Source organism: Pseudonocardia sp. 73-21 (assembly GCF_001899645.1).
In the GTDB taxonomy this organism is placed as follows: Bacteria; Actinomycetota; Actinomycetes; order Mycobacteriales; family Pseudonocardiaceae; genus Pseudonocardia.
Genome location: NZ_MKVV01000014.1, coordinates 127,169 through 146,882, shown reverse-complemented (window position 1 = coordinate 146,882; position 19,714 = coordinate 127,169). Strand labels below are relative to the sequence as shown.

Below are 19,714 nucleotides of genomic sequence, written 5' to 3'. Positions count from 1 at the left end.
GACCGCCGCTCCGCCGGCGTCGCGTACACGGCGGTGCTGGTGGGCGGGGCGGTGGCGCTGGGGGTGGCGGCGGAGACGGCGCGGCCACCGGTGCTGCGCACCCTGCTCACGGCGGCGGCGACGTGGGCGGTGCTGGGCGGCTCGTCCCTGGCGGGCCACGGCGAGGCGCTGGCGGAGGAACTGGGAGCACCCCCCTCCCCGTCCGACGAACGGCACTCGCGTCGTAACCCGGGCGACGAGAGTGCCGCTCGTCGGGAGCCGGTGGATCTCGCGGCGGCCCGGGCGCGGATCCCGTCCCTGTGCGGGCGGGATCCGAACCTGCTGGACCTTCCGGGAATGGCTCGTGCGGGGGTGGAATCGCTCGCCGAGAACACCTCGGACGCCGTCGTCGCGCCGTTGTTCTGGGGAGCGGTCGCGGGGATCCCGGGGCTGCTGGGCTACCGCGCCGTCAACACACTCGACGCGATGGTGGGCTACCGGTCGCCGCGCTACGAGCGGTTCGGCTGGGCCTCGGCACGGTGGGACGACGTGGCCAACCTGGCCCCCGCGCGGATGGCGGCGCTGTTGTTCGCGGGGCTCGCGCCGGCCGTCGGGGGTTCGCCGCGTGCCGCGCTGGCCGCCTGGCGCCGGGACGCGCGACGGCATCCGAGCCCCAACGCGGGCCCGGTCGAGGCCGCGGCGGCGGGGGCGCTGGGCGTCACGCTCGGGGGGCGGACGGTCTACGCGCACGGGGTGGAGGAACGGCCGCGACTGGGCTCGGGCCCACCCCCGACGCCGGCGGATCTGCGCCGGGCTGCCCGGCTGTCGCGGCTGGTGGGAGCGGCGTCGGCGGTGCTGGCCGCGGTGGTGGCCCGCCCGGTGTGACCAGCGTCGAACGAAGGCGGCGATTCCGCCAGCTCGCCCGGCGGGTCCGTCGTCTCCTCGCGGCGAGTTCGCCGATTCGCGGCCTGGGTCGGCCGTCTCGACGGTCCCGGGATCGCCGGTTTCGCGGCGGAATCGCGAACTCACGCCGCCGGATCGCGAGCTCGCCGGACCAGCTGGCGAACTCGCCGGGTCGAGAGGGCGAACTCGCGGGTGGGTAGCGCGTCAGCGGCGGCCGTAGCGGTCGTCGAGGGGGGTCTCGGAGGCCTGCGCGGGCTCGTCCTCGTCGTCGCCCGCCAGGGCCCGGCGCAGCGCCGTCCGGTCGGCGACGCGACCCTCGCCCTTGCGACGCTGCAGCAGCTCCAGCCGCACGAAGTAGGCGCATGCGAACACGGCGATCGCGCCGAACGTCAGCCACTGCAGGGCGTAGGAGAAGTTGGTGAACGGTGCGGCGCCGGCGCCGGTGTCGGGCTCCACCGGAAGCGCGTTGAGCACCCCGGGCTGGCCGGGGGCGAGCTGCAGGTAGCCCGGCTCCAGGGCCAGGCCGGTGGCGGCGGCCAGCGTGCGCGAGTCGGTGACGTACTGCTGGCGGTAGCCGTCGGAGGTGAACGCCGGACGTTTGTCGGGGTCGGTCTCGTCGACGCGCAGCCGGGCGGTGAGGGTGATGCGGCCGGCGGGCGGCGGGGCGATGGCCGGCACGATCGCGCCGTTCTCCGCGGTGACGTACCCGCGGTCGACGGCGAGCAGCCGCCCGTCGTCGGTGCGCAGCGAGGTGAGGACCTCGAACGCCGGCTTGCCGTCGTACACGCGCAGCCGCACGAGCGACTCGTCGGCGGGGAGGTAGGTGCCGGTGACGGTGACCTGACGCCACTCGTCGCCGGTCGTGACGCCCTGACCGGCGGGAACGAGCGTGCCCAGCGGCACCGGGCCCGCGAGGGTGGCGCTGTCGATCGCCTTCTGCTGGGCGTCGCGCTCGGCCTCGCGCCCGAACTGCCACGGGGCGAGCAGCGTGTAGCAGATCACCACGAACGCGGCGACGACCCCGATGAAGGCCAGCCAGCCGGGACGGAGGAGGAAGCGCACCCCACCACGGTATGCCCTGACGCGGCCGGCGTCCTCCGCCGCCCGGGCGGGCGTCACTCCGGTGGGTGCCTTTCGGGCGTGTCGCCGCGCCGGTGCGGCACGCTGCGTCGCGTCGAGGTCATGGCCTGCGTCACAGCACCGATGGAGATGACTTTCCGTGGTTGGAACTTCACGCTACGTACCGATCGTCGGAGCAGTGGTGCTCGGGGCCGGGCTGCTGCTGGTGGGGCCCGCGGCGGCGCAGGTGCCCCCGGTGCTGCGCGTCGGCGTCGCGAGCGCGGCCTGCCCGGCTCCGACCCACCCGACGCTGGTGGCGGCCGTGGCGGCGGCCGCGCCGGGCTCCACCATCCTCGTGTGTCCCGGCGTCTACCCCGGCACGGTGGTCGTCGACAAGCCGTTGATCCTGCGCGGGGCCCAGCGCGGTGTCGACGCGCGGGCGGGGCGGTCGAACGTGGCCGCCGAGTCGGTGATCGACGGCGGCGGCGCGGCAGGCATCCGGATCACCGGCACCACCAGCGGGGTCACGGTCGACGGCTTCACGATCCGCAACGCCGGCACCTCCACGCAGAACGCCGACGGGATCGAGGCCTTCAGCGGGGGCAGCGGCTTCACCTTCACCGACAACGTGGTCACGCAGACCACCTACGGCATCACCATGAGCTCCACCGGCGCCGTGGCGAGCACGGTGGCCCACAACCGGTTCGACACCAACAACCGCTCGGGCGCCGCCGGCGGTTCCGGGGTGTTCGTCTGCTGCGGCCCCGGCAACAACCTGACCATCGCCGACAACCTGTTCACCGGCCACAGCTCGGCCGCCGTCAACACCGCGGGCGACGCCGCGCGTCCGTCCACGGGGCTGCGGATCGAGCGCAACCAGAGCATCGACGACGCGACGTTCGCCGTGGTCGTCAACGCGAAGGCGGCGGTGGTGGCCGACAACGTCGTGGTGCGGCGCCCCGGAGCGGTGGTCGATGCCGGCAGCGGCATCTACGTCGGGGGCGGGACGACGTCGCTGCAGGTCACCCGCAACGTCATCAGCGCGGGCGCGGCCACCGGAATCCGCGTCACGAACGTGTACGGCGCCCCCAACGTCGGCCTTGCGGTGGTGGGCAACCAGGTGATCGACCGTCAGTACGGCGTGCGGCTGTCCGGGCAGACCTCGGGCACCGTGCGGGACAACAGCATCGCCCGCAGCACCACCGTCGGGATCCTGCTCGACGCCGACAACGCCGGCGTCACGGTGACGGGCAACCGCATCGGCCAGGACCCCCTCGACTGCCAGGACCGGAGCACCGGCACGCGGACGGCGGGCACAGCCAACACCTGGACGGGCAACGTGGCCCTGCGCTCACTGCCGGTGGGCGTCTGCGGCCGCTTCTGACCTCCCGCAACGGCGGTGATCAAGGCGTGGATGTCGCTCGCGGAGATCCACTGACGACGTCTGCGCCTTGATCGCCGCGGAGGGGACGTAGCGTGGGCGGCGTGCAGGGTGCGTTGCTCGTCGCGGGGACCACGTCCGACGCCGGGAAGAGCGCGCTGGTCGCGGGGATCTGCCGGTGGTTGCACCGGCAGGGGGCGTCGGTGGCGCCGTTCAAGGCGCAGAACATGTCGAACAACTCCGTGGTCACCACCGACGGCGGGGAGATCGGCCGGGCCCAGGCCATGCAGGCGCACGCCTGCGGGCTCGCGCCGAGCGTCGCGTTCAACCCGGTGCTGCTCAAGCCGGGCAGCGACCGCAGCTCGCAGGTGGTGGTCCTCGGGCGCGCGCAGGGCACGGTGAGCGCGCGCTCCTACTACGACCGCAAGGCCGCGCTGCTCGAGGTGGTCACCGACACCCTCGCCGACCTGCGGACACGTCACGACGTGGTGATCTGCGAGGGCGCCGGGTCGCCCGCGGAGATCAACCTGCGCGGCACCGACATCGCCAACATGGGCCTCGCGCAGGCCGCCGACCTGCCGGTGGTGGTGGTCGGCGACATCGACCGGGGCGGCGTGCTCGCCCACCTCTTCGGCACCGTCGCCGTGCTCGACGCGGCCGACCAGGCCCGGATCGCCGGGTTCGTGGTGAACAAGTTCCGCGGCGACCCGGCGCTGCTCGCACCCGGGCTCGACCAGCTCCGCGCGCTCACCGGGCGTCCGACGTTCGGGGTGGTGCCGTGGGCCGACGGCCTGTGGCTCGACGCCGAGGACTCCCTCTCCGCCGTCGTCGACGGGGTGCTGGGCCGTCCGGCCCCGCCGGTGGGGGAGCAGTGGCTGCGGGTGGCCGTCGTGCGGCTGCCCCGGATCTCCAACGCCACCGACGCCGAGGCGATGGCCTGCGAGGCGGGCGTCGCGGTGCGGTACGTGACGGAGCCGTCGCGCCTGCTGGACGCCGACCTCGTGGTGCTGCCCGGCTCGAAGGCGACGGTGAGCGACCTGGCCTGGTTGCGGAGAACCGGCCTGGCGGACGCGGTCGTCGCCCACGCGCAGGCGGGCCGGCCGGTGCTGGGGATCTGCGGCGGCTACCAGATGCTCGGCCGCACGATCGCCGACCCGCACGGGGTGGAGGGCGGGAGCGCGACGGGCCTGGGCCTGCTGGACCTGGACGTGGAGTTCGACGCCGAGAAGCACCTGGGCAACCCGACGGGCACGGCGTGGGGCGAGGCGGTGTCGGGATACGAGATCCACCACGGCCGCGTGACGCGCTCGGGAGAGGCCCCACTCCTGCACCCCACCCGCGAGTCGACGGTTTCCGGTGCGCGAGTCGGCGGTTCACTGCGCGCGGGTCGCCCGGATTCCGAGGGCTCCGACGCCGGCGCCGTGCTCGGCACCCACTGGCACGGGCTGCTGGAGAACGACGGTTTCCGCCGGCTGCTGCTGGCCCGCGTCGCCGGACAGGCCGGGCGGACGGGGTTCGTCGTCGCGCCGGACACGTCGTTCGCCGCGGCCCGGGCCGCCCAGCTCGACCTGCTCGGCGATCTCGTCGAGCAGCACCTCGACACCCGCGCACTTGAACATGTGATCAGTCACGGTGCGGCCCCGGACCTCCCTCTCATCACGTCCGGTCTGGCAGGGTCCGGGGCGTGAGCGAGCTTGCGAGCGAACCATCGGACACAGCAGCATGGCGAGCGCTGCCGACGAGCGTCAGCGAGGAGGGTGCGTGAGCACTCCCCGGTTCCCCTTCTCCGCCGTCGTCGGCCACGACGATCTGCGCCTCGCCCTGCTGCTCAACGCCGTCCACCCGGGCGTCGGGGGCGTGCTGGTGCGGGGGGAGAAGGGCACCGCGAAGTCGACGGCGGTGCGGGCGCTGGCGGCGCTGCTGCCCGCGCTCGACGTGGTGCCGGGGTGCCGGTTCGGCTGCGCGCCGTCCGACCCGGACGCGGCGTGCCCCGACGGTCCGCACCAGCCGGGCCCGTCCGGGACCCGCCCGGCGCGGCTGGTCGAACTGCCGGTGGGCGCCACCGAGGACCGGCTCGTCGGCTCGCTGGACCTCGAACGCGCCCTGTCCGAGGGCGTGCGCGCCTACCAGCCCGGGCTGCTCGCCGACGCCCACCGCGGCGTGCTCTACGTCGACGAGGTCAACCTGCTGCACGACCACCTCGTCGACCTCCTGCTCGACGCCGCCGCGATGGGACGCGCCCACGTCGAGCGCGACGGGGTGTCGGTGTCACACGCGGCGCGGTTCCTGCTGGTCGGCACGATGAACCCCGAGGAGGGTGAGCTGCGGCCGCAGCTGCTCGACCGGTTCGGGCTCGCCGTCGAGGTGCGGGCGGCCCGTGACGTGGACACCCGGGTCGAGGTGGTCCGCCGGCGGTTCGCGTTCGAGGACGACCCGGCCGGTTTCGCCGCGCGCTGGGCGCCGTCGGAGGCCGAGACCGCCGCCCGGATCGCGACCGCGCAAGCCCGGGTCGGTGCGGTGGTGCTGCCGGACACGGAGCTGCGGCGGATCGCCGCGATCTGCGCCGCGTTCGACGTCGACGGGATGCGCGCCGACCTGGTGATCGCCCGCGCCGCCGTGGCCCACGCCGCGTGGCGCGGGGCTTCCGCCGTCGCGGAGGAGGACGTGCGCGTCGCGGCCCGGCTCGCCCTGCCGCACCGGCGCCGGCGCGATCCGTTCGACGAGCCCGGGATGGACGAGGGCGCCCTCGACGACGCAATGGAGAAGGCGGCGGAGCAGGCGGGTCCCGGCGACGACGACCCCGACCCGGACGGCGGGGGCACCGGCGGCCGGTCGGACGGCGCCGAGGACGCCAGCGATGCGGACGGCGCCGCGGACGGTGACCCCGGCCCGGACCGGCCCGGGTCCGACGCGGGTGCGCTCGCCCCCGGACCGGTCGCCTCCGCCCCGGACGACCGGGAGACGGACGACCGGGAGGCCGACACCCCCGGCCCGGACGCCTCGGGTCCGGCCCCCGGCTCGTCGGCCCGCGGTGCCCGCACCCGCCCCGAGGATCAGGGCGCGGGCCGGGACGCGGCCGGTAGCGGCCGCGCCGTCGCGTCCCCGAGCGCGCTGTTCCGGGCGCGCACCCTGACCGTCCCCGGCGTCGGCGAGGGTGCCCCGGGCCGCCGCTCGCGGGCGCGCACCGACGTCGGCCGCGTGGTGCGGGCCTCCGACGCCACCCCGCTGCGCGCCGCCGACGTCCACCTGCCCGCCACCGTCCTCGCCGCCGCGCCCCACCAGCGCTCGCGCGGCCGCGCCGGGTCCGGGCTCGTGCTCCGCCACGGCGATCTGCGCCACGCCGTCCGCGAGGGCCGTGAGGGCAACCTCGTGCTGTTCGTCGTCGACGCGTCGGGGTCGATGGCCGCCCGCACGCGGATGTCGGCGGTCACGGGTGCGGTGCTGTCCCTGCTGCGCGACGCCTACCAGCGGCGCGACAAGGTCGGCGTGATCAGCTTCCGGGCGGGCGGGGCCGAGCTGGTCCTGCCGCCGACGTCGTCGGTGCCGGCGGCGCAGGCGCGGCTCGCGGACCTGCGCACGGGCGGCCGCACCCCCCTGGCCGAGGGTCTGCTGCGCGCGCGCAAGGTCCTGGCCGTGGAGCGGCTGCGCGACCCCCGCCGCCGCCCGCTGGTGGTGCTGCTGACCGACGGCCGGGCGACGGTGGGCGTCTCGGGGGACCCGGTCCTCGACGCCTGCCGCGCCGCCGCTCTCCTCGCCGCGGACGGCGTCGCCACCGTCGTGGTGGACTGTGAGAGCGGCCCCGTCCGCCTCGGCCTCGCCGCCCGCGTCGCCGCCGCGGCCGGGGGCGAGCTGACGACCATCGGCGAGCTGTCGGCCGACGGGGTGGCCGGCGTCGTCCACGCAACGCGCGCAAGCGCGGCCTGACGGCCGCCCGTGCGCGGATAACAGTGTTCCGGCACCGATATCCGCGCACGACCCCGACGAAGGAGGGCAACCGAGTGCCACAAGGTCAGGTCACCACCGTCCCCGACGACGGGCTCACCACCCGCCAGCGCCGCAACCGCGCGCTCGTCATCGTCCACACGGGGGAGATGAAGGGGAAGTCCACCGCCGCGTTCGGGCTCGCGTTGCGCGGCTGGAGCCAGGGCTGGTCCATCGGGGTGTTCCAGTTCGTGAAGTCGGCGAAGTGGAAGGTCGGCGAGGAGGCCGCGTTCCGCGCGCTCGGCCGCGTCCACGCCGAGACCGGCGAGGGCGGGCCCGTCGAGTGGCACAAGATGGGCGAGGGCTGGTCGTGGGCGCGCAAGCCCGGTTCCGACGACGACCACGCCGCACAGGCCGCCGAGGGCTGGGCGGAGATCCGGCGCCGCATCGAGGCGGGCGTGCACGACGTCTACGTGCTCGACGAGTTCACCTACCCGATCAAGTGGGGCTGGGTGGACGTGCAGGAGGTGCTGGAGGTCCTCGCCGCGCGCGAGGGCCGTCAGCACGTGATCATCACAGGACGGGACGCGGCGCCGGAGCTGGTCGAGGCGGCCGATCTCGTCATGCAGACGACGAAGATCAAGCATCCGATGGACGCCGGCCAGAAGGGCCAGCGGGGAATCGAGTGGTGACCATGGACTACACACGGCTGGGCGGCACGGGGCTGCAGGTCTCGCGGATCTGCCTGGGGATGATGAGCTACGGAACGCCGCAGTGGCGCGACTGGGTGCTCGACCTCGACGCCTCGCGGCCGCTCGTCAAGAGCGCTGTCGACGCCGGGATCACGTTCTTCGACACCGCCGACATGTACTCGGTCGGCAAGAGCGAGGAGGTGACGGGCACGCTGCTGCGCGAGTTCTTCGCCGACCGCGACGACTACGTGCTGGCCACCAAGGTGTTCATGCCGATGAGCGACCGCCCCAACGCCGGTGGCCTGTCGCGCAAGCACATCCTGGCGAGCATCGACGACTCACTGCGGCGGCTGGGCACCGACCACGTCGACCTCTACCAGATCCACCGCTGGGACCCGAACACCCCGATCGAGGAGACCATGGAGGCGCTGCACGACGTCGTGCGTGCCGGCAAGGCCCGCTACATCGGCGCGTCGAGCATGTTCGCCTGGCAGTTCGCCAAGGCCCAGCACACCGCCGACCTCGCGGGCTGGACGCGGTTCGTCTCCATGCAGGACCACTACAACCTGATCTACCGCGAGGAGGAGCGCGAGATGCACGGGCTGTGCGACGACCAGGGCGTCGGCGTCATCCCGTGGAGCCCCCTCGCGCGCGGCCGGCTCACCCGGCTGCCGGAGCAGAACACCACCGTCCGCGCCGGGAGCGACCCGATCGCCGACCGCATGTACGGCGAGGCCGACGCGGCCGTGGTCAACGCGGTGGCGGACGTCGCGAAGGCGCGCGACCTGCCGATGGCGCAGGTCGCGCTCGCGTGGATGCTGCACAAGCCGGTGATCAGCGCGCCGATCATCGGGGCGACCAAGCCGGGCCACATCGAGGACGCCGTGGCGGCGGTGGACGTGGACCTCACGGACGAGGAGATCGCGACGCTGGAGGCGCCGTACGTGCCGCACCCGGTGCTGGGTCACCAGTAGCGATGACCGCTGTTCACGGGCAGATGGCGGCGCCCCGGTCGGCGTCGGCCACCACGGGCCCGTGATCAACGGGACCCGGGCGGTCGTGATCGGCGCGCCCGCTTCCGGGAGCGGCAAGACGACGGTCGCCACCGGGCTGATGGCTGCCCTGGCGCGGCGGGGCACCGTCGTCGCCCCGTTCAAGGTGGGGCCGGACTACATCGACCCCGGCTATCACACGCTCGCCGCCGGCCGGCCGGGTCGCAACCTCGACCCGGTGCTGGTCGGGGAGGCGCAGATCGCCCCGCTGGCGCGGCACGGGTCGGCGGGTGCCGAGATCGCCGTCGTCGAGGGGGTGATGGGGCTGTTCGACGGGCGGCTGGCCGACGGGGCGGGCTCCACCGCGCACGTCGCCGGGCTGCTGGGCGCGCCGGTGGTGCTGGTGGTGGACTGCCGCGGGCAGTCGCGCAGCCTGGCGGCGGTGCTGCACGGGTTCCGGTCCTTCGACCCGGCCGTCGACGTGGCCGGCGTCGTGCTCAACCGCGTCGGCAGCTCCCGTCACGAGGACGTCCTGCGGGCGGCGGCCGAGGAGGTCGGGCTGCCGGTGCTCGGGGCGCTGCCCCGTCGCGACGCCCTGGCCGTGCCGTCGCGGCACCTCGGGCTGGTCACGGCGGTGGAGCACGGTGCGGCGGCCACGGCGGCCGTCGACGCGATGGCGGAGCTGGTGGCGGAGCACGTCGACCTGGACGCGATGGTGGCGCTGGCCTCCCCGCTCCCGAGCGGCGCGTCGTGGTCCCCGGCGGACGCGATCGGGGGTCGTGCGCGGATATCGGTGTCGGAACACCGTTATCCGCGCACGGCGGTGTTCGGGGGTGCTGCCTTCACGTTCGGGTACGCCGAGCACGTCGAGCTGCTGGCGGCAGCGGGATCCGACGTGGTCGTCGTCGATCCGCTGCGCGACGAGGCGCTGCCCGACGGGACCACCGCGCTGGTGCTGCCCGGCGGGTTCCCGGAGGAGCACGTCGCCGCGTTGGGGGCCAACGCCCCGTTGCGGGCGGCGGTGCGCGCGCTCGCCGCGTCCGGCGCGCCCGTCCACGCGGAGTGCGGGGGGCTGCTCTACCTCTGCGGGTCCCTCGACGGGGCCCCGATGTGCGGGGTGCTGCCCGCCACCGCCGCGATGACCGGACGGCTGACGCTCGGCTACCGCGACGCCGTCGCCGTCTCGGACTCGGCGGTCTTCACCACCGGCCAGCGGGTGGCCGGACACGAGTTCCACCACTGCGCCGTCACCCCCGGGGCGGGGACGGACGCCGCCTGGGCCTGGCGCGGCGGCCGGCCGGAGGGGTTCGTGGTGGGCGGCGTGCACGCGTCGTTCCTGCACACCCACCCCGCTGGTCAACCGGAGGCGGTGGCGCGGTTCGTCGCCGCGAGCAGGCCCGCGCGGACCACCCCGCGCAGCCACTGGTGACCTCCGTCGGCGGCGGTGCCAGGCCATCGCGACACGCACCGGCGGCAGGTCGAGGGGCGGCTCGACCACCCGTAGCGGTCCCGACGCCGCGGTGGCTACCGCGAACGAGCGCGGCACCACGGCGAGCAGGCCGCCACCCAGCACCGCCCGGGCCGCGACGGTGGGGCTCGCCACCGTCAGCGCGACCGTCCGGGTCAGGCCCTCCGCGGCCAGGAGATCGTCGACGGGCCCGTGCGCCGGCCCGCGCCGGGCCACCGCGACCTGCGGCGTCGCCGCGAACGACTCCAGGTCGGTCACGGGGACACGGTCGACGTGCACCAGCCCGACCATGTCGTCGTCGAGCACGTGCTCGGCCACGACGTCGGCCGGCTGCGGAGCGAGCTCGCCGACGTCGAGATCGACCGCATCACGCAGGTCGGCCGGTTCCTCGTCGCCCTCGGCGGCGAGGTGCACCCTCACCCCGGGCGCGTCCCGCACGGCGGTGGCCACGAGCCCGGTGGCCAGCAGCGCGGCCACCACGTCGTAGGTGCGGATCGTGAACCGGCGGCGCAGCGTCGCGGGATCCGTCCGTGCCGGCGGGCCCAGCGCGGCCTGCGCGGCGGCCAGCGCCTCCACCCGGGGAAGCATCGCGAGCGCGGCCGGGGTGGCGGTGAGCCCGCGGCCGGCGGGGACGGGCAGCGGATCCCCCGTGGCCCGTCGCAGCCTCGCCAGCGTGCGGCTCATCGCGGGCGTCGAGACCGAGAGGCGTTGCGCGGCCGCGACCAACCACGCCTTCGCCATGCCCGTCCGCACCACCCCGGCCTGGCTGCGGATGCCGCCGCCCGAACGCTTCTCCTTCGTGGACGGGACACGCCGTCGTCGAGGCGCTGCGGGAGACGCCGTTCTGGGACACGTTCTTCGAGGTCGTCGAGATCGTGCCCATGATCGAGGACGGCTACGCGACGCAATACAGGGTCGACCCGGTCTGAGCACGGGGTTACCGTCGGGTACATGACGAGGATCGGTCTGGTGCTCGGGGCCGGTGGCCTGCTCGGATCGGCGTGGATGACCGGGGCGCTGTCCGCGCTGGAACGGCGCCTCGACCGACCGCTCGGCGAGCTCGACCTCGTCGTCGGCACCAGCGCGGGCAGCGTGCTCGGGGCGGCGTTGCGGTGCGGCATGAGCGTCGACGAGCTGCTGGCGCACCAGCGCGGAGCGGAACCCGGTGAGATCGCCGAGGACCTCGGCGGCCGGGGCCTGCCCGACATGCGCACCATCGAACGCGAGTCCGGCGACGGGCTGCCCCCGATCCCGCTGCCGTGGATCGGCTCGCCGCGGCTGCTGGCGTCCGCGATCGCGCACCCGCTCTCGATCAACCCGGTGATCGCCGCGTCCGGGCTGCTGCCCGCCGGCCGGGGGCGGATGGTGTCGCTGATCCGGATGGTGGCGGCGCTGCAGACGCGGCTCGGCATCACCGTCGACGGCTGGGTGCCCGGCGCGCCCCTGTGGGTGGTGGCCGTGGACTACGACGCCGGGCGGCGCGTCGTGTTCGGCCGCGAGGGCGGGCCGCCGTCCTCGGTGGGGGAGGCGGTGCTCGCGTCGTGCTCCATCCCGGGCTGGTTCGCCCCGCAGGTGATCGACGGCCGCCGCTACGTCGACGGTGGCGTCGCCTCGTCCACGTCGCTGGGGTTGCTCGCGCGGCCCGGTGCCCCCGAGCTGGACGAGGTGTACGTGCTGGCGCCGATGGCCAGCCACGCCTACGACCGGCCGCACGACCCGGTCGCCGGGGCCGAGCGCTGGGTCCGGCACCTGATCACGCGCTGGCTGGACGCCGAGGTGCGGGCCGTGCGCGCCACGGGTGTGCGGGTGGCCGTCCTGACGCCCGGCCCGGCCGATCTCGACGCGATGGGCGGCAACCTGATGAACCCGCGCCGTCGCGAACGGGTGCTGGACACGGCGCTGGCCACGTCGTCGGGTGCGCTGGACGAGGCCGCCGCGGCGGCCTGACGCGCCCTTCGTCACACCTCGCGGGTTGGACTCCCGGCGTACCGCGACACAGACTGTCCGGCGTGGATCGCGGGAGAGTGTCGTTCGTGGGGGCCGGGCCGGGCGCGGCCGATCTGATCACGCTGCGCGGGGCGCGGCGCATCGCCGAGGCGGACGTGGTGATCTGGGCCGCCAGCCTCGTGATGGAGGAGTGCATCACCGAGCACGCGCGCGCCGACGCCGAGCTGGTCGACTCCTCGAAGATCGCCCACGAGGACGTGCTGGCGCTCTACCGCCGGGCCGCGTCCGAGGGACTGCTGGTCGCTCGCGTGCACTCGGGCGACCCGTCGCTGTGGGGAGCCGTTCAGGAGCAGTACGACGCCGCGTCGGAGATGGGTCTCGACGTGGAGATCGTGCCCGGGGTCTCGGCGTTCGGGGCGGCCGCCGCCGTCGCCGGTCGGGAGCTGACCATCCCCGAGGTCGCGCAGTCCGTCGTGCTCACCCGGCTCGAGGGTGGCAAGACCCCGATGCCGCCGAAGGAGAAGCTGCGCGAGTTCGCCCGCCACGGCACCACGATGGCGATCTTCCTGTCCGCGGCGCGCACGTCGCAGATGGTGGAGGAGCTCCAGGCGGGCGGCTACCCCGCCGACACCCCCGTCGTCGTCGCCTACCGCACGAGCTGGCCCGACGAGGTGACGGTGCGGTGCCGGCTCGACGAGGTCGAGGCCGTGTGCAAGGAGCGCAAGCTCTGGCGCCAGACGCTGTTCCTGGTCGGCGCGGCCCTGGGCGCCACGGGCACGCGCAGCCACCTCTACCACCCCGGCCACTTCCACACCTTCCGCAAGCCCGAGCGCGAGGCCCGCACGGCCCTGCGCGCCGCCCGTGCCGCGGGCCGCCCGGCCCCGTGAGCCCCGTCGCGTCCAGGTTCCGCGAGTCGGGCTCTCCGTGCGCGCGAGTCGGGGTGTGCGTGCGGGCGAGTCGCGCGGTGCGTGCGAGCCGGGTCGGTGAGCCGACGCGCGCTGGTGCGGGCGGGCGTCTCCCACCGTGGAGGGCGGCCGGGGCCCGGTGGCGCCGGTCCGTGATCGGCGCTCCGGGACGGTGGGCGGCCCGTCGTGCGGTCGGGCGTCCCGAACCGGTGATCATGAGGTGGGTCGGCGCCCGTCGTCCTGCCGTGATCGGTGGTCCGGGACGCGCAGCCGTCCGCTGCACCGCCGCGCGTCCCGGATCGGTGATCATCGTCGCCGGGGGGCGTCCTCGGCCCGTGATCAGCGGTGCGGGACCGTGCGCCGTCCCCACTGCCGCCCCGCGTCCCGAGCCGGTGATCACGGGTGGGGGGATCGCGTGACCCTCACCGTCGTCGGCATGGACGGCGGGCCGCTGCCGCCCGGTGCCGTCGACGCGCTGACCGGTGCCGAGATCGTCGCGGGCGGCCGCCGCCACCTCGCCGCCGCACCCGTGCCGGCCGCCGCCGAGCGGGTCGAGCTCGGGCCGCTCGAGCCCGCGCTGGACAAGCTCGCCGGGCGCCGCGCCGTACTGCTGGCCAGCGGCGATCCCGGGTTCTTCGGCATCGTCCGGGTACTGCGCGAACGCGGCCATGTGCCGGTCGTGCTGCCCGCCCTCTCCAGCGTGCAGCAGGCGTTCGCCCGGCTCGGCCGCTCCTGGGACGACGTCGCGGTGGTCAGCGCGCACGGCCGTGCGCTCGGGCCGGCCGTCAACGTCTGCCGGGCCCGCGCCGCCACCGCCGTCCTGACCGCGCCCGGCGCGGGGCCGACCGAGATCGGCGCCGCGCTCGACGGGTGGACGCGCACGCTGGTCGTCGCCGAGGATCTGGGCGGACCCGACGAGCGGCTCACCACGCTGCCCGCCGCCGGGGCCGCCGGCCGCGACTGGCACCCGCTGAGCGTCGTCCTCTGCCTGCGCGACCCGGACGCCGTGCCCGGCCGCGGCTGGTACGCGGGTGGCGAGCCCGTCCCGCCGGACGGGGGCTGGGCGCTGCCCGACGACGCGTTCGCCCACCGAGGCGGCATGGTCACGAAGGCCGAGGTGCGCGCGGTCGTCCTCGCGCGGCTGGGCCCACGGCCGGGGCTGCTCGTCTGGGACGTCGGCGCCGGCTCGGGCTCGGTCGCCGTCGAGTGCGCGCGGCTCGGGGCGGCGGCGCTGGCCGTCGAGCGCCGGGCCGACGACGCCGCCCGGGTGGCCGAGAACGCCGCCGCGCACGGTGTGGACGTGCGGGTGGTTCGCGGGGCCGCGCCGGACGCCCTCGACGGGCTCCCGCGCCCCGACGCCGTGTTCGTCGGCGGGGGAGGACCCGAGGTCGTCGCCGCCGTCGCGGGGGCCGACCGGGTGGTCGTCGCCCTCGCGGCTCTCGACCGCATCGCCCCCACCCGTGCCGCCCTGCTCGCGGCCGGGCACGTCGTGGACGGGGTGCAGGTCGTCGCGTCCCGCCTCGCCACGCTGCCCGACGGGGCCGTCCGTCTCGCGGCCACCAATCCGATCACGATCCTCTGGGGTACCCGTTGCTAGCACTCTTCGCCGTCACCGACGCCGGCCGCCGCGCTGCCGCCGAGGTGGGGGCCGCGCTCGGCGCCACGACGCACCCGCTCGACGCGCTGCCGACCCTGTGGCCCGACCTCGACGGCGTCGTGTTCTTCCTGGCCACCGGGGCGACGGTGCGGCTGATCGCGCCGCTGCTCGCCGACAAGCGCACCGACCCCGGCGTGGTGTGCGTCGACGAGGCGCGCCGCTTCGCCGTCGCGCTCGCGGGCGGGCACGGGGGCGGCGCCAACGCCCTGGCCACGCGGGTGGCCGCCGTCCTCGGCGCCGAACCGGTGATCACCACGGCGTCCGACGCGGCGGGCAGCACGGGCCTCGACGAGCTGGTCGGGCTGCTCGACGCGCAGGTGGACGGGGATCTCGCCGCGGCCGGGACGGCCCTGCTCGACGGTGCGGCGCTCGTCGAGAACCTGCTCGGCTTCCCGCTGCCACCACTGCCTCCGCTGGTCGGGGAGGTACGGCACACGATCACCATCACCGACCGGACGCCGGGGTCGGAGCGACTCACCGCCCCGGAACCGTCGACTCGCGCCCCGGAATCCGCCGACTCGCGCACGGGAAACCGCCGACTCGCGCACGGGAGACCGCCGACTCGCGCACGGGAAACCGCCGACTCGCGGGGGACGCGGCTCGTGCCGCCCACCCTCGTCGTCGGGATCGGGAGTGCGCGGGGAGTGCCGGCGCAGGCCGTCACCGACACGATCCGTCGGCTGGAGACCGAGCACGGCTTCGATCTGCGCGCGATCCGTGCCTACGCCAGCGTCGACCTCAAGGCCGACGAGGCGGGCATCCTCGCCGCCATCGCCCCGGCCCCGCTGCTGACCCACCCGGCCGCCGAGCTGGCGGGGATCGAGGTGCCCAACCCGAGCGAGGTGGTGCGGGCCGAGGTGGGCACGCCCAGTGTCGCCGAGGCGGCCGCGCTGCACTCCGCCGCGTCCTTCGGCGGTGGCGAGCTCGTCGTCGGGAAGATCAAGGGCGACAACGTCACCGTCGCCGCGGCCCGGGTCCGGCCGCGCGGGCGGCTGGCGATCGTCGGGCTCGGGCCGGGGGCCGCGGACCTGCGCGTGCCGCGGGCCGATGCCGAGCTGCGCCGCGCGTCGATCGTGGTGGGGCTCGACCAGTACGTCGACCAGGTCGCCCACCTGCTGCGCCCCGGCACCGAGGTGCACGTCAGCGGCCTCGGCGACGAGGAGCAGCGCGCCGCCGACGCCGTCGCCCTGGCCGCGAAGGGCTACGCGGTGGCGCTGATCGGATCCGGGGACGCCGGGGTCTACGCGATGGCGAGCCCCGCGTTGCAGGGGGCCGGGGACGACATCGACGTGGTCGGGGTGCCGGGCGTCACCGCCGCGCTCTCGGCGGCCGCGCTGCTCGGGGCGCCGCTGGGCCACGACCACGTGCTGATCTCGCTGTCGGACCTGCACACCCCGTGGCCGGTGATCCAGGAACGCGTCGCCGCCGCGGCGGCGGCCAACTTCGTCACGTGCTTCTACAACCCCCGCAGCCGCGACCGGCACTGGCAGCTGGGCGCCGTGCTGGACGTGTTCCGCGAGCACCGCCCGGCCGACACCCCGGTCGGTGCCGTCCGCCAGTCGGGGCGGCCGGGGCAGCGGGTGTGGTGCAAACCGCTGTCGGAGTTCGACCCGACCGAGGTCGACATGCTGACGACGGTGGTGGTCGGCTCCAGCGCCACGCGGATGGTGGGGGGGCGGATGGTCACGCCGCGGGGATACCGCTGGGCCTGACCGGAGGTGGTCCGCCACCACGGCGCGAGGAGCCCGTGGCCCTGCCCGAGGTGACCGAGGCGGGAGGGGTGATCGCCGCCGGTCGTACGGCACTGCCCTCGTCGGGCGGTCCCGTGCGACCGGCGCCGATCATGGTCGCGGCCGGCTCCCACGATCGCCGTGTGTCGCACCTCGACGCCCTGAGCAGGACCACACCGTGCGGCTCGCGCTGATCATCGGCGCGGGTGAGGTCGGTCGCGGGCCGGGGTACCGCGTGTCCGCGCAGGTTATGCTCGCTCCGATCGGCTACGCGGGAACCCGGTGTGACTCCGGGGCGGTCCCGCCACTGTGACCCCGCACGGGGGAGCCAGACCTCGCGTCGCCCGTTGACCAGCGTCCCCACTCCGGGCGAGGACACCCGGGCAGGAGAGAGCGTGCGCACGAGCGTGCACCCCATCGAGATCGAGTCCTACGCGATCCTGCGTACGCGGCTCGACACCACCGACCTACCCCCGTTGACGCGCGCCGTCGTCGAGCGCGTGGTGCACACCAGCGCCGACCCGAGCTGGGCCGGCGACCTCGTCTGCGACGAGGACGCCCTGCGCGCCGGCCGGGCCGCGCTGCGGGCGGGGGCGCCGCTGATCACCGACGTGCGGATGGTGGCGGTCGGGATCACCAGCCGGCCCACGATCGTCGCGCTCGACCTGGCCGAGGCGGTCGACGGCCTCACCCGCTCCGCCGCCGGCATCCGCGCGGCCGCCGCAGCACATCCCGACGGCGCCGTCTGGGTGGTCGGCAACGCCCCCACGGCTCTCGTCGAGCTGATCCGGTGTGGTGTCACGACACCGCTGGTGATCGGCCTCCCCGTCGGCTTCGTCGGTTCCGTCGCCGCCAAGGCCGCCCTGCGGGCCTCGGGCCTGCCGGCCGTCTCCAACCGTTCCGAACGCGGGGGGGCCGCCGCGGCGGCCGCCGCCGCCAACGCCCTGCTCTACAGCGAGGAAAACCCGTGAACCCCCCTCTCATGCTCGCCGGCCACGGCACCGTCGACGCGGCGGGGGTGGCCGAGTTCGTCGCCTTCACCGACCGGCTGCGGCGCCTGCTCGCCGCGGAGGACGTCGACGTCGACGGCGGGTTCATCGAGCTGTCGCAGCCCACGGTGCACGAGGCCTGGGAGCGGCTGACCGGGCGCGGCCACACCCACCGCGCCGCCGTCCCGATGGTGCTGGTCGGGGCCGGGCACGCGAAGGGCGACATCCCCGCCGCGCTGGAGCGCGAGGTGCGCCGCGGGCCGGGCACCTCCTACGTCTTCGGCCGCCCGCTCGGACCGCACCCGGTGCTGCAGGAGATCCTCGCGACCCGCATCGCGGAGGTCGCGCCGGCGGAGGGCACCGCGGTGCTGCTGGTCGGGCGCGGCTCCACCGACCCGGACGCCAACGCCGAGGTCTGCAAGGTCGCGCGGCTGCTGCAGGAGGGCCGCGGCTACGACTTCGTCGAGCCCGCGTTCGTCTCGCTCGCCCGCCCCGACGTCACGACGGGCCTGGCGCGCTGCCGCGCTCTGGGCGCGACCCGGGTGGTCGTGGCCCCGTACTTCCTCTTCGACGGCGTGCTGCCGCGCCGGGTCGTCGACCAGGCGAACGCGTTCGGCGCGTCGCACGACGACGTCGATGTCCGCACCGCCGGCTACCTCGGCGACACCGACGCGCTGGCCGGGCTCGTCGTCGAGCGCTACCGGGAGGCGCTGCACGGCGACATCCGGATGAACTGCGACACCTGCGCCTACCGCGTGCTGCTGCCCGGGTTCGAGGACAAGCTCGGCGCCCCGCAGACCCCGCACCACCACCCGGATGACCCTGCCCACGGGCACGGGCACGGGCGCGGCCACGGTCACGCCCATGCCTGATCCGTATCTCGTCGGCCTGGACCTCGTCGGCCGCCGCGTCGTGGTCGTCGGCGGCGGCACGGTCGCGCAACGCCGGCTCACCGGGCTGCTCGCCGCGGGCGCGGACGTCGAGGTCGTGGCGCCCGACGTGACCCCGGCCGTGGAGGGCATGGCCACCGCACGCGAGCTCACCTGGACCGCCCGCGCCTACACCGACGGCGACCTCGACGGCGCCTGGTACGCGATCGCCTGCACCGACTCCCCGGCCGTCAACGCCGCGGTCGGCGCCGAGGCCGAGCGGGCACGGGTCTTCTGCGTGCGTGCCGACGAGGCCCCCGAGGGCAGCGCGGTGACGCCCGCCGTCGGCCACCACGACGGGCTCACCGTCGGGGTGCTCGCCGGTCGCCGGCCCCGCCGCTCCGCCGCGGTGCGCACCGCGCTCGTCGAGGCCCTGCAGACCGGGCTCGTCGACGACTCCGCCGAGGCGGCCCACCCCGGGGTCGCGCTCGTCGGGGGCGGCCCGGGCGACCCCGAGCTGATCACCGTGCGCGGCCGGCGGCTGCTCGCCCGCGCCGACGTCGTGGTCACCGACCGGCTCGGGCCGCGCGACCTGCTCGACCAGCTCGGCCCGCACGTCGAGGTCGTCGACGCGTCCAAGATCCCCTACGGGCGGGCGATGAACCAGGCCCGGATCAACGAGCTGCTCATCGAGCACGCGCGCGCCGGGAAGTTCGTGGTGCGCCTCAAGGGCGGCGACCCGTACGTGTTCGGGCGCGGGTTCGAGGAGGTGCAGGCGTGCGCGGAAGCGGGCGTCGCGGTCACCGTCGTCCCCGGGGTGACCAGCGCGTTCGCCGCGCCGGCCGTCGCCGACGTGCCCGTGTCGCACCGCGGCGTGGCGCACGAGATCGTCGTCGTCTCCGGCCACGTCGCGCCCGACGACCCCCGCTCGCTCGTGGACTGGCCGGCGCTGGGCCGCCTGCGCGGCACCGTCGTGCTGCTGATGGCCGTGGAGCGGGTGGGAGCGTTCGCCACCGCCCTGATGGACGGCGGCCGCCCCGCCGACACCCCCGTCGCCGTGGTCCAGGACGGCACCATGCGCATCCAGCGCAGCGTCCGCGCCACGCTCGCCACCGTGGCGGACGTGGTGCGCGAGCACGAGATCAGCCCGCCCGCGATCATCGTCGTGGGCCGGGTGGCAGGGTTGGAGATCCCCGCGAGCGCCACCTGACGTGCGCCCGGA

General features: G+C 75.6%; 16 protein-coding genes, 1 pseudogene and 1 riboswitch. Of the genes and pseudogenes, 15 read left to right on the top strand and 2 right to left on the bottom strand.

What is annotated here, in order from left to right; all coding sequences use genetic code 11:
• The coding region (locus BGP03_RS02560) for a CobD/CbiB family cobalamin biosynthesis protein (protein ID WP_299735266.1) at window positions 1-864 on the top strand (864 nt) is incomplete at its 5' end.
• Between the two features lie 222 nt (window positions 865-1,086).
• Here the strand turns inward: BGP03_RS02560 and BGP03_RS02555 are convergent.
• Window positions 1,087-1,944 (bottom strand): SURF1 family cytochrome oxidase biogenesis protein, encoded by an 858-nt coding sequence (locus BGP03_RS02555; RefSeq protein WP_298799651.1) that lies wholly within the window; start codon window positions 1,942-1,944, stop codon window positions 1,087-1,089.
• Between the two features lie 196 nt (window positions 1,945-2,140).
• On the opposite strand from BGP03_RS02555, the gene BGP03_RS02550 reads away from it, so the two are divergent.
• The 6 genes from BGP03_RS02550 (at window position 2,141) to BGP03_RS02525 (ending at window position 10,356) form a co-directional block, all read left to right on the top strand.
• A complete protein-coding gene (locus BGP03_RS02550) occupies window positions 2,141-3,325 on the top strand; it encodes a right-handed parallel beta-helix repeat-containing protein (RefSeq protein ID WP_299735263.1) in 1,185 nt (394 codons plus the stop codon).
• 101 nt (window positions 3,326-3,426) lie between these two features.
• The gene (locus BGP03_RS02545; RefSeq protein ID WP_298799653.1) at window positions 3,427-5,010 is read left to right on the top strand and encodes a cobyric acid synthase; all 1,584 of its coding nucleotides are present in this window, start codon (window positions 3,427-3,429) and stop codon (window positions 5,008-5,010) included.
• Between the two features lie 73 nt (window positions 5,011-5,083).
• Window positions 5,084-7,246: a putative cobaltochelatase gene (locus BGP03_RS02540; RefSeq protein ID WP_298799654.1), complete on the top strand. Its 2,163-nt coding sequence runs from the start codon at window positions 5,084-5,086 to the stop codon at window positions 7,244-7,246.
• A 74-nt stretch (window positions 7,247-7,320) separates the two neighbouring features.
• Window positions 7,321-7,935, top strand: a complete 615-nt coding sequence (gene cobO / locus BGP03_RS02535; RefSeq protein WP_296370742.1) for a cob(I)yrinic acid a,c-diamide adenosyltransferase — start codon at window positions 7,321-7,323, stop codon at window positions 7,933-7,935.
• Between the two features lie 2 nt (window positions 7,936-7,937).
• A complete protein-coding gene (locus BGP03_RS02530) occupies window positions 7,938-8,909 on the top strand; it encodes an aldo/keto reductase (protein ID WP_296370741.1) in 972 nt (323 codons plus the stop codon).
• A 61-nt stretch (window positions 8,910-8,970) separates the two neighbouring features.
• Window positions 8,971-10,356, top strand: coding sequence for a cobyrinate a,c-diamide synthase (locus BGP03_RS02525; protein WP_296370740.1), 1,386 nt, complete (start codon window positions 8,971-8,973; stop codon window positions 10,354-10,356).
• A gap of 45 nt (window positions 10,357-10,401) precedes the next feature.
• On the opposite strand, the pseudogene BGP03_RS35725 reads toward BGP03_RS02525, so the two are convergent.
• Window positions 10,402-11,136: pseudogene (locus BGP03_RS35725) on the bottom strand (LysR family transcriptional regulator); the annotation flags it as partial.
• A gap of 86 nt (window positions 11,137-11,222) precedes the next feature.
• On the opposite strand from BGP03_RS35725, the gene BGP03_RS35720 reads away from it, so the two are divergent.
• From BGP03_RS35720 to cobA, 8 genes are all read left to right on the top strand, one after another.
• On the top strand, window positions 11,223-11,324 hold the full coding sequence (locus BGP03_RS35720; protein ID WP_298799730.1) for a darcynin family protein: 102 nt from the start codon (window positions 11,223-11,225) through the stop codon (window positions 11,322-11,324).
• Window positions 11,325-11,346: 22 nt separating this feature from the next.
• Window positions 11,347-12,342, top strand: coding sequence for a patatin-like phospholipase family protein (locus BGP03_RS02520; protein WP_296370739.1), 996 nt, complete (start codon window positions 11,347-11,349; stop codon window positions 12,340-12,342).
• A 62-nt stretch (window positions 12,343-12,404) separates the two neighbouring features.
• Window positions 12,405-13,229: a precorrin-4 C(11)-methyltransferase gene (cobM, locus tag BGP03_RS02515; RefSeq protein WP_296370738.1), complete on the top strand. Its 825-nt coding sequence runs from the start codon at window positions 12,405-12,407 to the stop codon at window positions 13,227-13,229.
• 433 nt (window positions 13,230-13,662) lie between these two features.
• On the top strand, window positions 13,663-14,844 hold the full coding sequence (cbiE, locus tag BGP03_RS02510) for a precorrin-6y C5,15-methyltransferase (decarboxylating) subunit CbiE (protein WP_298799656.1): 1,182 nt from the start codon (window positions 13,663-13,665) through the stop codon (window positions 14,842-14,844).
• Window positions 14,838-16,616 carry a precorrin-3B C(17)-methyltransferase gene (gene cobJ, locus BGP03_RS02505; RefSeq protein WP_298799657.1) on the top strand — a complete coding sequence of 593 codons (1,779 nt, stop codon included), beginning with the start codon at window positions 14,838-14,840 and terminating at the stop codon, window positions 16,614-16,616. Before cbiE ends, cobJ begins: the two co-directional genes overlap by 7 nt.
• A gap of 256 nt (window positions 16,617-16,872) precedes the next feature.
• Window positions 16,873-16,991: riboswitch (cobalamin riboswitch) on the top strand.
• 38 nt (window positions 16,992-17,029) lie between these two features.
• Window positions 17,030-17,605, top strand: a complete 576-nt coding sequence (locus tag BGP03_RS02500; protein ID WP_298799658.1) for a precorrin-8X methylmutase — start codon at window positions 17,030-17,032, stop codon at window positions 17,603-17,605.
• Window positions 17,602-18,495 carry a sirohydrochlorin chelatase gene (locus tag BGP03_RS02495; protein ID WP_298799659.1) on the top strand — a complete coding sequence of 298 codons (894 nt, stop codon included), beginning with the start codon at window positions 17,602-17,604 and terminating at the stop codon, window positions 18,493-18,495. The genes BGP03_RS02500 and BGP03_RS02495 overlap by 4 nt, the downstream gene beginning before the upstream one ends.
• A complete protein-coding gene (gene cobA, locus BGP03_RS02490; protein WP_296370733.1) occupies window positions 18,488-19,702 on the top strand; it encodes a uroporphyrinogen-III C-methyltransferase in 1,215 nt (404 codons plus the stop codon). Before BGP03_RS02495 ends, cobA begins: the two co-directional genes overlap by 8 nt.
• Window positions 19,703-19,714 lie beyond the last annotated feature (12 nt).